Origin of the sequence: Borrelia puertoricensis (assembly GCF_023035875.1) — a bacterium.
GTDB classification, from domain to species: Bacteria; Spirochaetota; Spirochaetia; order Borreliales; family Borreliaceae; genus Borrelia; species Borrelia puertoricensis.
In genome coordinates, this window is sequence record NZ_CP075379.1 from 357,013 (window position 1) to 372,370 (window position 15,358).

Annotated in this window: 15 protein-coding genes; 6 read left to right on the top strand and 9 right to left on the bottom strand. The window is 26.4% G+C overall.

Features of this window, described 5'->3' with window-relative positions; genetic code table 11:
• Positions 1-10: 10 nt before the first annotated feature.
• Positions 11-667, bottom strand: coding sequence for a LolA family protein (locus bpuSUM_RS01715; protein ID WP_247065513.1), 657 nt, complete (start codon positions 665-667; stop codon positions 11-13).
• Positions 668-833: 166 nt separating this feature from the next.
• On the opposite strand from bpuSUM_RS01715, the gene bpuSUM_RS01720 reads away from it, so the two are divergent.
• The 3 genes from bpuSUM_RS01720 to amrB all read left to right on the top strand — a co-directional run bounded on the left by bpuSUM_RS01720 (position 834) and on the right by amrB (position 4,546).
• Positions 834-2,243: an NFACT RNA binding domain-containing protein gene (locus bpuSUM_RS01720; protein WP_247065514.1), complete on the top strand. Its 1,410-nt coding sequence runs from the start codon at positions 834-836 to the stop codon at positions 2,241-2,243.
• Positions 2,244-2,354: 111 nt separating this feature from the next.
• Positions 2,355-3,788, top strand: a complete 1,434-nt coding sequence (pyk, locus tag bpuSUM_RS01725; RefSeq protein ID WP_247065515.1) for a pyruvate kinase — start codon at positions 2,355-2,357, stop codon at positions 3,786-3,788.
• A gap of 5 nt (positions 3,789-3,793) precedes the next feature.
• A complete protein-coding gene (amrB, locus tag bpuSUM_RS01730) occupies positions 3,794-4,546 on the top strand; it encodes an AmmeMemoRadiSam system protein B (RefSeq protein ID WP_247066273.1) in 753 nt (250 codons plus the stop codon).
• A gap of 20 nt (positions 4,547-4,566) precedes the next feature.
• Here the strand turns inward: amrB and rpmB are convergent, their stop codons facing one another.
• The gene (gene rpmB / locus bpuSUM_RS01735; RefSeq protein ID WP_247065516.1) at positions 4,567-4,845 is read right to left on the bottom strand and encodes a 50S ribosomal protein L28; all 279 of its coding nucleotides are present in this window, start codon (positions 4,843-4,845) and stop codon (positions 4,567-4,569) included.
• Positions 4,846-4,854: 9 nt separating this feature from the next.
• Entirely contained in the window at positions 4,855-6,414 is a 1,560-nt protein-coding gene (locus bpuSUM_RS01740) for a DUF5312 family protein (protein ID WP_430644653.1), read from the bottom strand.
• 123 nt (positions 6,415-6,537) lie between these two features.
• Here bpuSUM_RS01740 and bpuSUM_RS01745 point away from each other — a divergent pair, with 123 nt between their 5' ends.
• On the top strand, positions 6,538-7,671 hold the full coding sequence (locus tag bpuSUM_RS01745; RefSeq protein WP_247065518.1) for a hypothetical protein: 1,134 nt from the start codon (positions 6,538-6,540) through the stop codon (positions 7,669-7,671).
• On the opposite strand, the gene bpuSUM_RS01750 is transcribed toward bpuSUM_RS01745, so the two are convergent.
• Genes bpuSUM_RS01750 through bpuSUM_RS01775 form a run of 6 tightly spaced genes read right to left on the bottom strand, consistent with a single transcriptional unit; the run spans position 7,656 to position 13,722 of the window.
• Positions 7,656-9,449 carry a hypothetical protein gene (locus bpuSUM_RS01750; RefSeq protein WP_247065519.1) on the bottom strand — a complete coding sequence of 598 codons (1,794 nt, stop codon included), beginning with the start codon at positions 9,447-9,449 and terminating at the stop codon, positions 7,656-7,658. The genes bpuSUM_RS01745 and bpuSUM_RS01750 overlap by 16 nt on opposite strands.
• 15 nt (positions 9,450-9,464) lie before the next feature.
• Positions 9,465-10,406: a hypothetical protein gene (locus bpuSUM_RS01755; RefSeq protein WP_247065520.1), complete on the bottom strand. Its 942-nt coding sequence runs from the start codon at positions 10,404-10,406 to the stop codon at positions 9,465-9,467.
• 34 nt (positions 10,407-10,440) lie between these two features.
• Positions 10,441-10,926, bottom strand: coding sequence for a CarD family transcriptional regulator (locus tag bpuSUM_RS01760; RefSeq protein ID WP_011772308.1), 486 nt, complete (start codon positions 10,924-10,926; stop codon positions 10,441-10,443).
• Between the two features lie 47 nt (positions 10,927-10,973).
• Positions 10,974-11,567, bottom strand: coding sequence for a hypothetical protein (locus bpuSUM_RS01765; protein ID WP_247065521.1), 594 nt, complete (start codon positions 11,565-11,567; stop codon positions 10,974-10,976).
• Positions 11,560-12,288: a 16S rRNA (uracil(1498)-N(3))-methyltransferase gene (locus bpuSUM_RS01770; protein WP_247065522.1), complete on the bottom strand. Its 729-nt coding sequence runs from the start codon at positions 12,286-12,288 to the stop codon at positions 11,560-11,562. Before bpuSUM_RS01770 ends, bpuSUM_RS01765 begins: the two co-directional genes overlap by 8 nt.
• 3 nt (positions 12,289-12,291) lie before the next feature.
• Positions 12,292-13,722 (bottom strand): S41 family peptidase, encoded by a 1,431-nt coding sequence (locus bpuSUM_RS01775; protein ID WP_247065523.1) that lies wholly within the window; start codon positions 13,720-13,722, stop codon positions 12,292-12,294.
• Positions 13,723-13,782: 60 nt separating this feature from the next.
• Here bpuSUM_RS01775 and bpuSUM_RS01780 point away from each other — a divergent pair, with 60 nt between their 5' ends.
• Together bpuSUM_RS01780 and bpuSUM_RS01785 are read left to right on the top strand one after the other, a co-directional pair.
• Positions 13,783-14,211, top strand: a complete 429-nt coding sequence (locus bpuSUM_RS01780) for a hypothetical protein (protein WP_247065524.1) — start codon at positions 13,783-13,785, stop codon at positions 14,209-14,211.
• A gap of 4 nt (positions 14,212-14,215) precedes the next feature.
• Complete coding sequence (locus tag bpuSUM_RS01785) at positions 14,216-15,349, top strand: P-loop NTPase (RefSeq protein ID WP_247065525.1); 1,134 nt, start codon at positions 14,216-14,218, stop codon at positions 15,347-15,349.
• The last annotated feature ends 9 nt before the right edge of the window (positions 15,350-15,358 follow it).

Genomic DNA, 15,358 nt, shown 5'->3' on the forward strand with positions numbered 1-15,358 from the left:
TCTCAACACCTCAAGTTTTTTTAACATCATATAAAAAATTATCTACTTTATTTGAAGTTTTTGGCAGATCATACTTAAATCTACTATCAGGGATTCCAACATTAAATTTTACAGATAAAAGATCAATAATTATTTCTCGACCACCACCTGTAGGATAAGCAATAACCCTCCTAATTACACCATTTCGTGTAAAAGCAATCATAAAGGAATCAATCGTAGCAGCACCCTTATAAAGTCGCCTTGAAAAAGTCAATTTTATAAAATTCTCTGTCCCCCCCCCTCCTCCAGATTCGTCCAGTGGTTCTAAATTTGGAGAATTAGTATAAGACACACTATACTCAGTACTTAAAATATTCATAAAACCACTTCCCACTTTTCCCATAGTCAACTGTTGTCTAAAAGAAGTACCAAGAGTTGGTACATAAACAGTTAAAATGTCACCATCACTTACAAAAACCTGATTATTTGACTCCAAATTAACAATAAATTTATCGGGAGATTTATATAACAGAGTTCCTGCTTGCTTTAACCCTTTTATGTTAAGACTAATCTTAGCCTGCATATCTTCTATATTTTGATAATTTGAATAAATATTCTCAAAATATTGATTGGCAGATACTTGAGCAAAAATTAAACAAGGAAACAAAATTAATATTATTCTCTTCATTATAAACTCGTATATTACTAAAGCTCAATTTAATAACAAATACATTATTTCACAACCTATGTCTAATATAAATCGTACAACTTGTTATAATAATAAGCTATTATTATAATATATCATTTTGTAAATTAATAATAAACATATTTAGCAAAAGATCAAAGGGGATAAAATGTCATTAAACTACAGTGAAATAAATATCTTACTTAAAGAAATGCCATTAAAAAATTCATTTTTAAGAAAAATTAAACAGCCTAACCATAAAACTTTGATTATGGAACTTTATAATAAAGAAACAGATGAAAAAAACTTTAATATATTAATCTCATTAAATCCAAAAAAAACAAGAATTCACAAAACAAACAAGAAATTTGAAAATATCAAACCCCCTTTAAGATTTTTTGAATTTTTAAAATCAAAAGTTCAAAATGGTAAAATATTTGAAGCATATCAAATAAAAAATGAAAGAATAATTTTAATTAAAGTGTTTAAAGATAAAATAATAATTTTTATCTTCATAAAATTATGGTCATCATCTCCTAATATAATTGCAACAGACGCAAATTTTAAAATCCTTGATGCATATTATAGAAGACCAAGGTCAAAAGAAATTACAGGTGAAATATTCACAAAAGCCAAAGAAATTATTGAAAATAATAATACAACTGACAAAAAAGAAGTCACACTCAAAGATGGATACAACAATGAAATATCTTACTCCGAATTTATTGAAAATTACTATGATAATTTAGAAATAAAAGAGACTCAGGTGCACAACATAGAACTACTTAAGCAAAAATACGAAAAAGAAAAAATAAATTTAGAAAAAAAAATAAGCTCTCTAGAGAAACAAATAAATTCAATTGAAAAAATCGAGGATCAAAGAAAAAAAGGTGAAATGATCCTATCAAACATTAACAAAATAAAAAAAGGAATGGATAAAATCATTTTAAACAATAACAATGGTGAACAAATTAAAATAATGCTGGACAAAGCATTACTCCCTAAAGATAATGCTTTAAAATATTTTAAAGAATACAAAAAAAACAAAAATTCTTTAAAGATTATACAAGAACAATTAAAATACGCAAAAACACAATACAATACATTAATATCAAAGACAGATTACATCGACAAAACAGACTGTATCATACCGGAAAATGAAAGAACCAAAAAACAAAAAATTACAAAAAAACCATCTATTGGCCTTCATTTCCTATCTTATGGATTTGAAGTTGTTATAGGCAGAAATGCAAAAGAAAACGATGAACTCTTAAGAAATTGGGCAAAGGGAAATGATTACTGGCTACACACAAGAGATTATCCTGGTGCTTATGTTTTTATTAGGGGTAAAAAAGACAAAACACCTCCTCTTGAAGTCTTGATAGATGCTGGGAACTTATGTGTGTTTTATACAAAACCTGCAAGACAATCAGGCAAAGCTGATCTTTACTATACCAATGTTAAATATTTAAGAAGAATTAAAGGAGAAAAAAAAGGACTTGTAATACCCAATAGGGAAAAAAATTTAAATATCAAACTAGACACCAAAATATTAAACAAACTAAAAAACAAAAATTAAGTTTTATAATATATGCTAATTTAATCTTAAAATAAAATGACAAGTTCTTAAAAATTATTGTTATTGAAGCTTAAAAAGCATAAAATTTTAAGTACTATAGGAGAAAAATAAATGATACAAAAATTAACAAAAATAGTAGCAACAATATCTGACCTCAGATGTGATCCAGAACACATAAAAGAGTTATATGAAGCAGGAGTAAATGTAATAAGACTTAATACTGCTCATCAATCTCATGATGATGCAATAAAAGTAATAAACAATGTCAGACAGGTTTCAAATAAAATAGCATTAATGATCGATACAAAAGGGCCAGAAGTTAGAACAGCTAATATTGAAAATCCTATTACCGTTAAGATAGGAGACAAAATAATAATCTCAACATCACCTATCAATGAGTCTAATTCATTGCAAACAAACTACGATGGATTTGTAAATGAAGTTCCAAATGGTTCGACAATTCTTATTGATGATGGCGAACTGGAAATGACTGTTATTGAAAAACTCGCAGATAGATTAATCTGCAAAGTTAAAAATGATGGACAAATTAAAAACAAAAAATCAATTAATACACCGGGAATTTCACTTAAATTACAATCTGTCACTGAAAAAGATAGGGGATTTATTGAACTTGCAGCAAAACAAAATATTGATTTTATTGCCCATTCATTCGTAAGACATGCAAAAGATATTCAAGACGTCAAAGATATATTAAATGCTGCTGGAAATCCAGACGTTAAAATTATTGCCAAAGTTGAAAATCAAGAAGGAATTGATAATATTGAAGAAATTGCAAAAGCCTCTTACGGGATTATGGTTGCAAGAGGCGATATGGGAGTTGAAATACCAGCTGAAGATGTTCCTTTAGCACAAATTAAGATAACAAAAACCTGCATTAAATACGGAGTACCTGTAATTACCGCAACACAAATGTTGCACACAATGATTGAAAATCCAAGACCTACAAGAGCAGAGGTATCTGATGTGGCTAATGCAATTCTAAATGGCACAGATGCCATCATGTTATCTGGGGAGACAGCTTATGGCAAATACCCAATTGAAGCTGTTAAAATGATGACCAAAATTGCTATAGAAGTTGAAAAATATAGAGAAAAAACACTATTTCAAGATGAAATTTTTCACAGCAAAAGGATCATAAGAAACTATATTATTAAATGTGCAATTGATGCAACCAAAATAATGCCTGTTAAAGCCATTATTGTTGATTCACTCAAAGGAAGAACCGCAAGAATAATGGCAACATACAGAGCAAGTGTACCTCTATTTATTACAACAAATAATGAAAGAATAGCAAGAGAATTATCACTCTCTTATGGTGTTTATGCTAATCTGGTTGATCATAACTTTAAGGCAACAACTGAATTTGTAGTAACTTCTCTTGAAATGCTTAAAACACAAAAAGTAGTTCAAGATTCAGATATTGTAGTAATTATCTCTGGAAATCCAAATAGAGATACTAATAAAGGTACGGAATTTATGGAAATAAATATAGTAAAAGAAGCAATTAAAGGACACAACAGATAAACAAAATAAGAAATAGTTTAGTTGATAATATATTTTATTCAACCAATGATTGCAATTTAGAATTATTTAGCTTAAATAAAAGAAAAACTCATAAAGCACTTTTGATTAGTTATGGCACTTATGAGTTTTTCTTAAACAATATTACTCTGTTCAAAAAAATAATAGCACATAATACAAAAAATGTGTTTATATTCTCAAAAACAAAAGAGAACTCACAGATTAACATATCAGACCATCAAGCTTGGAAATTCTTTAATAAAACAATTGATGTCAATCTAGACATAATAAATTTAATAAAAAATTTTGAATTTACAAATACAGAAGATAAAATAATAGAAAATGACCATAAAATTGAAATTGTATTAAATTTTATCAAAAATATAACACAAAATATAAAAATTATTCCCATTATTTTAGGTAAACTTAAAAATCAAACTTTGAGAGAATTTTGTACATTTTTAAATCCGCTTACAACAAAGGAAGAAAATTCTTTTATATTTCTCTCTCACTTCATATCACACTCTACACACTTAAACAAAACTATTCAATTATCAACAACATTAAAGGAACTCTTAAGTACACCTAATTTAAATTCATCAACTCTATTAGAATATTATAATGCACGCAAAATATTTCCTGAAAATATAAACGCAATCATCATAATTCATAAACTTTTCCACAAATTTGAATTTATAAACCAACAGATCATCAACAATAACAATGAATATTCAATAATAGAAAACATATTAATAAATTAAAATTAACAAAGTCACAATTTTTAAATAAAATCTTCTATCTTTTTGGAATTTTTCCTCAAAAAAACACTAAGACCTAACTTTGAAATACTCCTTAGAGTACTTGCAGAAACTTTTATATTAATACTTTTTCCAAGCTCAGGAACAAAAAATTTCTTATTTATCAAATTTACCTTAAAAGTTCTCCTGGTCTTTACACCAATGTGTTGTCCCCCTCCACCCTTTTTTCTGGAAAGTCCCTTCCTTGGAACATTGTTTCCAAACATTGTCTTTTTACCTGTTATTTCACATTCTCTTCCCATCTAAATCTCCTAAACTGTATTTTTCTTCTCCAAGTATAAATCCATCAACCTCAAAAATAAATTTAAATTATCAACTACATTTTTAATTATACTACCAAAGTTTACATTATTGCCATAGCTTTTTACAAGCTCAATATCAAGCTCTTTCCAATTATAAATAAACTCCTTTTCTGAAGCGGGTTTAAAATAATCTTCTAAACAATCATTCAAACGTCGTTCTAAAGATTTAATTACTGAATAATACTCATTCAATAAAATTAAAGCCTTTTTATTAATATCTGCTATTATATTCAACAGCAATTTCTCTGAAGATTTATCTCCAACAGAAATTCTGTGCAAAAGTGAGTTTATTCTATTACCATAAGTACCCTGTTCGCCAAGATTATTATCAAAATCAATAAGATTGGAATAAATACCAACTAAAGAATGAATATCATTAGAAATTTCTCTAGAAACTTCCATAGCCTTCCACTGTCCCTTAATAATAAGGACATTAATAATATCACTTAGATCCTTTTTCACAAAATTAACCGCATGAGTTTTTAAATAAACTAAAAGATCAGAATAAACATATCCAGTGGTACTCACAATTGCAGATGTAATCTTAGCATGCATACGTTCACTATAATTCTCTAAACTTACAAGAGTCACTCCAGGAAATAATTTCTCGGCTAAAAGCTTAGATTTACTATTTTTTTGCAAAATTTCAATCTTTGCTCTCTCATTTGAAACATGTTTAGAGAGATCATTAAAAAATGATATTGTCTTTGCTTTTGACTTTTTGACACCAGATATAGGCAAATAATCAGGATCACCGCTAACATACCTTATAAGATATAAAATTTCTTTATTCTTATTTATCTCAATTATAGAGGTTAGTATCTTAAGCCAAACATTTGGTTTAATAGGAAAATTGTCCCTATCTCCATACACCTCTAAAAGAATATCGTAAAGATTTCTCCAAATAGAAACATCTCTAATAGAATATATACATTCCAAAAAATCTTTAATATCATCAAGGATTACACCACAACTAACCGCATTAAATCTTGGTTTATATATAAAGTCATTTTCTGGAAATAAACTATCAAAATTTTTAATAATTGAATAATACTGATACGAGGCTAAGTCAAAAAATATCTCTAAAGCACCACAAGTCTCATCTATAAACCTTATTTGTTCTTGAGTTATATTATCCAACAAATAATTTAAATTATTATCCAAATTCTTAGATATATCAGGTGTAAAATTGACTACATCATTAGATGAGAAAGAATAAATATATTCTAAAGCTTGCTTTTGATTATCATTCAAATATTTTTCAACAACAAAATGAATTATTTTACTTGAAGTTCGATATCTTTGTACAAAAAACTTGAAAGGCATAAACGCTTTATAAAGATTATAAATAAACTTAGCAAATTGGGGTAAAGCCTGAATTTTTGAAGCATTAAAAAAATTGCCTACCTTACTTAGATTATTCTTTACCTCTCTAAGTCTTCTTTGCTTCACTTGTTCAGGAGTAAGCTCTTTATTAAAGATAGAAACTAAAAAATCAACTAAACCCAAACTAGTCACTCTCCTTTCATAATAAAATCTAGAGCTTTCAAAGAGATCTAAAATTATAAAATAACTATAAAAATTATACATAATTTATTGTAAAATGGAATAAAATAGAACAAATAATTTTTTATGTGCATAAAGAAATCGATTTCGATCATAGTCTTTATTTTAATTTTTAGTTGCTCAAAAAATGATACCATCACTATATTAACTGATAACAAAATCATGCTATTTTATATAAATCAATTCAATATCCAAAATAAAACTAGCTTCATCATTAAATATAGAGAACATATCAACATGCAAACGATTAATGAAGAAAATGCGCAAGTAATTATCTCAAAAAATATAGACAGCATAAACATAACTAAAAACTTTAAAAATATTCAACAATACTATTACCCAGATTATCCAATATTGAATAATATATCTGAAAAATTCGCACACAGAATTGTCCCTTTAAGCTTTGATGTCCCAATTTTAATATATAAAAATGAATATAATATACAAAAATATATTGATATACAAAATATTAAAGAAATACACAAAAGATTTCAAAAGGAAAAAAAACTTTTTATCTCTCCATACATCTCTGAAAATCTATTTTACACAATATCTGAAATCAATGACATAAATTTTTACTTTGGAAACAGCAAACCAGAATATAATGAAAAAAAAATGTCGGATATGATAAACCACTTTAAATCTTTCATAGATACAAATGAACTTGCATTACACAAAAACTTCACAGAAAAATACAAATATTTAAATTTAGAGAAAATATTACTTCAAAAGAAAACAATTTTAATTGCAGGATTAACTAACTTAACATATTACAATAGCTTAAACAAAGATATCAAAGACAAAATTAATTTTTCATATCTAACAAATAAAGAAAAAAAATCATCAATATGCAACATAAGCTTTATGGGGGTTAAAGAAATATCGACACCTATAGAAAAATTTATTCAATGGATATTAGACCAAGAGGTACAAAAATCACTAATTAAACTTAAAGAAAAAGTAAAATTCAATGAATATTTTGGATTTGCAAATGGATTTACACCCTATAAAGGTTTAAATTTAAAATTAAAAAACATAATCAAAAAAATACCTTCATTTATTATAGATGAAAATTATATAAACAAAAATTCATATATACTAAATAAAGAACAAATAGAAAAAGAAAATCGCATGATTAATGAATTATTTTTATCTAATATAAACAACACAAACTCTAATGAAGATCATGCTTCTTTATAATTAACTCGTATTACATGCAACACAATAAAAAACAAGATAGAAAAAATCAGAATAAAAGATATGTATATATTAACGGATATTTGTATAAAGAATGCTATTAAAATCAACAATAAATAATTTATAAAAAGCGAAATAATACCTGAAAAAATAGCTATTATTAAGGATATAAGAAATATCATAAGTTTTGAATCAAATTCAAAACTTATCTTAGAAGCTACAGCTATAAACATAACACCAAAAAAAACTAATAAAATAGGACTCATCATTAAAAAAAGACTTGAAGAAAACACACTTATCAGTATTAAGTTAAACGTTTTAACTCTATTAAAAGCACCTAAAAGAACTTGAATGGGTAAAAAAATGCTATCCTTACCAGAATTTGCAAATAAACGCAAATTATTAACATCATTATTAATATTAATGATTTTTGTATTACTTAAATCAAAGTCTGTAAGCGATACAATTATCTTAGTGGCAGTAACGTCACTATTTTCATTTTTCTTATCTAAAACATTTTGATAAACCCCATTGCCCTTAAGAGTAGCAAATGGTACTTTAATATGCAATATAACATTACCTGATCTATTAAATCTAATAAGCTCAAAATTTTTAATCATCTTTATATAAGAAGAAACGGTATTTACAACCTTTTGCATATAAATATAATCATATGTCCCATTACCAGAATTAGGTTGAAACAAAAATATATCATTGATACCATAATGCTCATAATGCTTTTCAATCTCATCAAAAAAGAAATACTCATCTTTAAGCTTTTCTAAAGACTTATTTTTATAATTTAAGATCTCATTATCATTTGGAAATAAATTATGAAGCTTTAAAAAGCCATAATATGCAGGCTTAAATTTTTCTGTATTGAGATATAAAAAATTTTTTTGCTTCTCTTCAAAAACTGAAGACTTCTTTTCAATTTCGATATTTTTATATTCATTAATAGCTTTGAAAGTTAAATCTAACAGTGCAGCAAATTCATCATCTCTAGTAGAAACCAATCCCATATAAGCAAAATAATTAGCTGTAGAATAATCACCTTTAGAAATAAATCCATTAACAATATCTTGAAAATCCCTCTTAGTCAAATTTTTAATCAAATGTACCTTAAGCGTCTTTCTAACTTTTTCCAAATCAACATCATAAATAGGCATTCTATCATATTCAGACCGAGTCAAATAATAATTAATTGAAAGTTCATCGTTATCAGAAATAAGTCTCATTTTTTCATACATTCTAAGCAATTCTTCAAGGTATTTTCTCTTCTGTTGCAAAACCTCTATCAACTCATTTACATCTAATGTCTTATTTGAAGACAAATTTATATCTATACTTTTAACCTCATTAACTATCGAATTTGCCTGACCTGCAAGAAGATTATATCTCTCATAGTTATACTTATATTCACTTCTTTGAGTAAGAATATAAGACATAACAGAGTTAAAAACAAACATAAAAACAATGCCTATTATAAAAAACAGAAACATGAATGGATAGAGTTTTTTAAATAAACATCCTTTATAGTCTCTTAGATAAAGCCGTGTCTCATGTTTAGCTAAAAAGATAAAATAAACTAAAACAAAGAAAATAAAAAATCCATTAAAATAATGATAAATACTTAAAATAGTATCAAAAAATGTGGCTATTAATACATGTTTGTCTAAATAATCTGCCCCAAAGAAATACGTGTAACAAAAAACAAAGCAAATAAATAAAAGTAAAAGAATAAAAAATTTACTTACAAATGTATACAATTCTCTTTTCATATATAACAAATTAGTTTAACATAAACTATTATCAAATCCTTCACTCACACTAATATACTTAAAAACAAAGCTAATCAAATAAGTAGAAAAGAAAGTAAGTACACAAAAAATAAAAGGAACATAATTAGAAACTACATTTTCGCCCATAATCAAATCTAAACTCTCAGGAAATTCAATCGCATAAATATTATAAACTTTAAAAAATAATATAATAAAAATAGGATAAAGAAAAAAAGATAAACCACTTGAAAATATAAGATTAAAAACATAAGAAAATGAAAATAAAAGTAAAGCAAACCCAAATATGTTAAAAATCAAACTAAAAGATTCTAAAGAAAACAAAAAATTATTCAAAGTATCCAAATCACTAAAAACATAATTAATTAAATTATTATACAATTTATGAGTAAAAAATGAATTTGCATTAAAATTCATGATATCAGATTCAGATTTTTCTGAATCATATGAAAAAGTCTTAAAATTTCCCTCATTAAACCCATGATCCTCAATTTTTAAAATACCTTTAAAACCAAATGATTTAACATCATCACTATAAAAGACTATTTTATCATCAAAAAAATGCACTACCCCATCTTTAATAATTTTTTCACCTCTGCTATGAAAGTCCAAAAAAACAGAATGAAAATTAGCAGATGCTAAAAATCCAAAATAAGATAAAAGCAGTATAAAAATAAAAACAATACTATAAAAAACTCCAGAAACGCGCAACGTCTTCACGTTAAAAGGATAAGCAATTCTCATAAAAGTAGCAACTAAAGATAAAGGAAAAGAATAAAGATAAGCATCATAATAAAGTTCAAAACTTATAATAGAAAGATTCGCTTGCAAAAACTTATATTTCAAGTAAGATGTACAAACAAACATCAAGGAAAAGATAAAAAACATAACAATAAATCTGAAAGATATTAAAAAAATAAACCTCAAAATGCTCAACATAATAAGTTCCTACAAGTTATAAAAAATAAAAAATCTAGGATTTTCCCATAGACAGAACTTCTTTTATCTTTTGTTTAGCTTCTTCAAAGCTAATTTGCAAGGCTAAACTAATCTCATGTTGCAAAATCAATTCAAAATCATTTAAAATTCTTTTCTCATAGAAAGGTAATTCTTTTTGCATAGATTTTGTATACAAAAATTTATACAATTTAGCGGTACTTAATATATCACTTTGTTTATAAAAATCATGACTACCATCTTTTATCTTTTTTTGATCTATTTGCTCTTCAAAGTCTTTAATAATATTGAAAACTTCTTCTACTTTCTCCTTACTCACCAAGGCTCTAATTCCAAGATCATCTGCTCTAGAGACTGGAACCATAAAAGTCATTTCATTAAATGGAAAATATATTTCATAATAATCAATAAACTCGCCATTAAATTCCTTATTTTGAATGTTTTTTATTTTTCCCACTCCCTGCATTGGATAAACTACAGCTTGATCTAATACAAATGCCATTTCTTTACCTCATATAAATTTTCACCAATATCTAATAATTAAAAAAATCACAAAAATACACTTAAATTAGTTCTAATGCCAAATTTATTTACATAAAACAAATACTCAAGATAACTATCACTACAAAAACTTATTATCATACTAGGAGTAAGTTTATTAATATTGGCAAAGAACATTTCTTTGTTTCTCTTAACAGCTTTCAAATCATAATAACCAATAAAGTTAATCTCTTTATGTGACTCTTTTAATCTTAAAAAATTTCTCTTAGAAATTATTTTATCTTTATCAATAATATAACACGTTTTATATGTATTTTCTAGTACACTCATCAAAACAAGCAAAATCGAATTCGAATCATAACAGCCAATATCGATCCTTTTAAAAAACTTACAAAGGGATCTTAATAATTTAGAATTTGAAAAAACAAGTGAAGAACTCCTAACAAGATTTCTAAACCTCTTAAAAAACAAAAATTTTAGCAAAGACTTACAATCAATAAAAATAACCATCGAATGATATGGATAAGATACAAGATATTCAAATCGGCCAATCAATTTATCACTACTCTTAAATACATCTATTGGAATTCCAAAGAAATAAATCCTATCTGGTTTTGAATATATATCTTTTAAATTAGCCATTATTACCCTCTAATAATAATTTAAAATGAGCAAGTGAATAAACAGCAGCTGTATCTGCTCTTAAAATTGGGGTATTAAATCTTACAAATTTAAAATTTAACTTTTTAAAGAAATGAATTTCTGATTTTGAAAAACAACCCTCAGGACCTATTAAAATTCCAATTTTACCAAAAGCACTAATATCATTACCACAACCTAGCAAACTACCTTCTTTATGAGCAACATAATAATCCACAGATGAGGCATAAGGAATACTAAAAAAATTTTTGTAAAAATTAATACTAGGCACTTGGGTATTGCCACTTTGCTTTAAAGCCTCATTAATCAATCTTAAAAATCTTGAACTTTTAAATTCCAAATCATCCATGTCTATTCTAGCAATAGAATTATCAGCATTAACAATATTTATATGATCTACGCCAATTTCAACAACTTGTCTTAAAATTAAATCTAATTTTCTACCTTTAAGACTAGATATAAATATACTTATTTCAAAATCACGCTTCTTAAGCATTTCTACCTTAAGAGTAGAGAGTTTAATAAGATTATTATCTATACTAAAAATTTCAGCAAACCTTACCTCCCTTCCCCTTAAGAGAACATTTAACGTATCGCCTACCTTAACTCTTCTTACATCAACAAGATAGTGATATATCTTAACATCGTCAATAATGATATCATTATAAAATAAACAAGTATCGTCTAAGACTATTTGTTTCACAGATTAACTTTTAGTTCCCTTTACAAGATATTCATAAGCAGCTCTTAAAGGCTTGTCATAATGTAAATTATAAATTGGCATTTCATTATGTGTGTCTTGATAAAATTGCGAAAATACATAAAGCCCTAAAATATCCTTATCTATATTATGGATCGAATGTTCTTTAAGAATCTTATCTACAAAAGCATCTATTTCTTTCTCAGTGATAAACTTTTTGTTTTTTCTGCTATTTAAAAAACCTTCTACTAATTTTTTATCAAGAATTTGTCTGTATGCTAGGACTTCAGTTTCAGAAAACTCTCTCTCTCCAACTTCCAAGTCAGGCTTAATACCAATATTATGAATACTGTGACCAGAAGGGGTATAGTACTTGGAATTTGTAATCTTAAATCCTCCAGTATAGAAAGGTAATATACGTTGAATTACTCCTTTACCATAAGATTTCTCACCTATAACATAAACTCTTTTATTATCTTTTAAAGCTCCAACTAAAACCTCCGACGCTGATGCTGAATGTTTATCAATCAAAACAACAATTGGCATGTCCAAAGGCACTATATGTGAAGAACTAGCTTTGTATTCCACAGGAACCTTAGAATCTCTTGCCCTTGTTGATACAATAAGTCCTTCAACCAAAATATCATCAGCTATCTCTATTGCATCTTGAAGATAACCACCGGTATTAAATCTTAGATCTAAAATTAAAGATTTGATATTCCGAATTTGCAGTTTTTCAAAAGCTTTTTTAAAATATGTGTTAGTATTTGGATTAAAACTTAATATCTTAATATACCCAACATTTTTATTAATAACATCATGTTTAACAGTCTGTATATCTACTTTTTCTCTAACAAGTTCAAATTCAAGTTTTAAATCTTTATCTCTTAAAACAGAAATTTTAACTTTAGTACCCGCTTTTCCTTTTAAAAGACTACCTACTTGTTCTATTGTCATTAAAGTAGTACTCTTACCATCAATATCCGTAATGTAATCACCAGACTTAACTCCAGCCTTATAAGCAGGCCCCTCTTCAAAAGCAGTAACAATCATTACATAAGAAGCATCAATAACAGAACTATCAGATTTTACAGGAACATTTTTCTTAACAATAGAAACTCCAATTCCAACATAGTTTCCTTCAGTAGTCTTTGAAATTTCTACTAAATCTTCTTTTGTCAAATATTGCGAATAAGGGTCATTTAATGCTTTAAACATACCTTTTAAAGCACCTTCAAAAATAGCCTCATCATCAACAGGCTCAACATAATTCTTCTTAATAAAATTAAAAGCATCCATCATCATTTGACCATAAGTGGACGCAGATATCTTACTCTTAGAAGGATCCGTTTGTGCAAAGATAGATTCTACAATAACTGAAGAACTGATACTTAAGGCTAATACAAAGTATACAAATACTAAACATTTTTTTTTCATTGAATAATTCCTACATAAATAAAACTTGATTTTATCTTCATAATATAATATTTTAAGATTATGTTAAAGACAAATAACTCAAAAGCAAAAAGAATAATTACAGGTCTCGTTCTTGTTTTACAAACAGTCTCAAGCATATTAATATTGTTAACACTATATGGATTTGCTGAGAGAACAATATTTGTAAATAACTCTTCTATCAAGTTTATGATAGCATTCATCATATTCTCACCAGAATTATGTATATCAATATTAACAACAAACTATATGTTGTATGAACAATTCAAAATTCTTCACAACTTAATCATCATAACAAAAACCTTTCAAATAGTAATGGTTTTTTTATTTATTATATTGGGATTAAGCCTTGACTTATTATATGTATATCAACCATGGCTATTTATGCTTTTAGGAATAATAATAACTTATACTATATTTAATGCAGTGATTTTAATTTTAATAAAAATAAAGGATAAAATAACGGGGTAAAGGTTTGATTATCATTCCTGTAGCTAGTGGAAAAGGAGGTGTTGGTAAATCTCTTTTTTCAACAAATATTGCAATTTGTCTTGCAAATGAAGGGAAAAAAGTATTACTTGTCGACCTTGACCTTGGCGGTTCAAATTTACACTCTATGCTAAATATCATACCTAAAAAGAGTATTGGAACTTTTCTTAAAACAAAAATTCCCTTTAAAGACGTAATAATTGAATCAGGAATAAAAAATTTAAGCTTTATTGCAGGAGATTCAGATATTCCTGAACTTGCAAATATAGCTATCTTTCAAAAGAAAAAAATAATAAATAACTTAAAGAAGTTAAACTATGATTACCTAATAATTGACCTTGGTGCTGGCACAACATTTAATACAATAGATTTCTTTTTAATTTCAAATCGCGGAGTAATAATAACGATCCCAACAGTAACAGCAACAATGAATGCTTATTTATTCTTAAAAAATGCAATCTTTAGGCTTATATCAAAAATATTTACAAAAGAGACAAAAGCATACAAACTAATATCTGACATAAAAAAAGACTCTAGCGATTTACAAAGAATATATATACCTAATCTATTACTCAAAATAGAAAATTATGATCCTGAAAGTTATGAAAAATTTATGAAAAAATTTTCACAGTTTAGCCCTTTCATAATATTTAACATGTTAAACAAACCTGATGACATCAAAAAAATTGAAAGGATACTAAAATCTGCAAAAAACTATTTAAATATAAATTTACAAAGTATAGGTTCAATTTATAAAGACGAGCTTATCGACAAAGCATTAAACCATAAAATACCAATAACTATTTATAAACCAACAAGCTTAACTTCCAAAAGTATTAAAAAAATAGCAAAAAAATTAGTTGAACTTGAAACCATAATAAATGATGTAGAACTCTTAAGCGAAGATGATCTAAACGAAAACTATCATTTTGTAATTCAAGAAGCACAAGATGAATACCTAAAAAAATATGCATATCTTGAATCGTTACTAATGAACAAAACAATAGATAATAATACAATTATTGATATAATAAAATCTCAACAAAAAGAAATTGCAACATTAAGAAAACAAAATATAATGTTTAAAAAAAAATTATTTGCACAATTAAAAAAAGACTAAGGAGAAAAA

Bases quoted from the DNA above. Each gene is read 5' to 3' on its own strand.
- bpuSUM_RS01715 (WP_247065513.1), bottom strand. From the start codon at position 667: ATGAAGAGAATAATATTAATTTTGTTTCCTTGTTTAATTTTTGCTCAA.
- bpuSUM_RS01720 (WP_247065514.1), top strand. From the start codon at position 834: ATGTCATTAAACTACAGTGAAATAAATATCTTACTTAAAGAAATGCCA.
- pyk (WP_247065515.1), top strand. From the start codon at position 2,355: ATGATACAAAAATTAACAAAAATAGTAGCAACAATATCTGACCTCAGA.
- rpmB (WP_247065516.1), bottom strand. From the start codon at position 4,845: ATGGGAAGAGAATGTGAAATAACAGGTAAAAAGACAATGTTTGGAAAC.
- bpuSUM_RS01745 (WP_247065518.1), top strand. From the start codon at position 6,538: ATGTGCATAAAGAAATCGATTTCGATCATAGTCTTTATTTTAATTTTT.
- bpuSUM_RS01750 (WP_247065519.1), bottom strand. From the start codon at position 9,449: ATGAAAAGAGAATTGTATACATTTGTAAGTAAATTTTTTATTCTTTTA.
- bpuSUM_RS01755 (WP_247065520.1), bottom strand. From the start codon at position 10,406: ATGTTGAGCATTTTGAGGTTTATTTTTTTAATATCTTTCAGATTTATT.
- bpuSUM_RS01760 (WP_011772308.1), bottom strand. From the start codon at position 10,926: ATGGCATTTGTATTAGATCAAGCTGTAGTTTATCCAATGCAGGGAGTG.
- bpuSUM_RS01765 (WP_247065521.1), bottom strand. From the start codon at position 11,567: ATGGCTAATTTAAAAGATATATATTCAAAACCAGATAGGATTTATTTC.
- bpuSUM_RS01775 (WP_247065523.1), bottom strand. From the start codon at position 13,722: ATGAAAAAAAAATGTTTAGTATTTGTATACTTTGTATTAGCCTTAAGT.
- bpuSUM_RS01780 (WP_247065524.1), top strand. From the start codon at position 13,783: ATGTTAAAGACAAATAACTCAAAAGCAAAAAGAATAATTACAGGTCTC.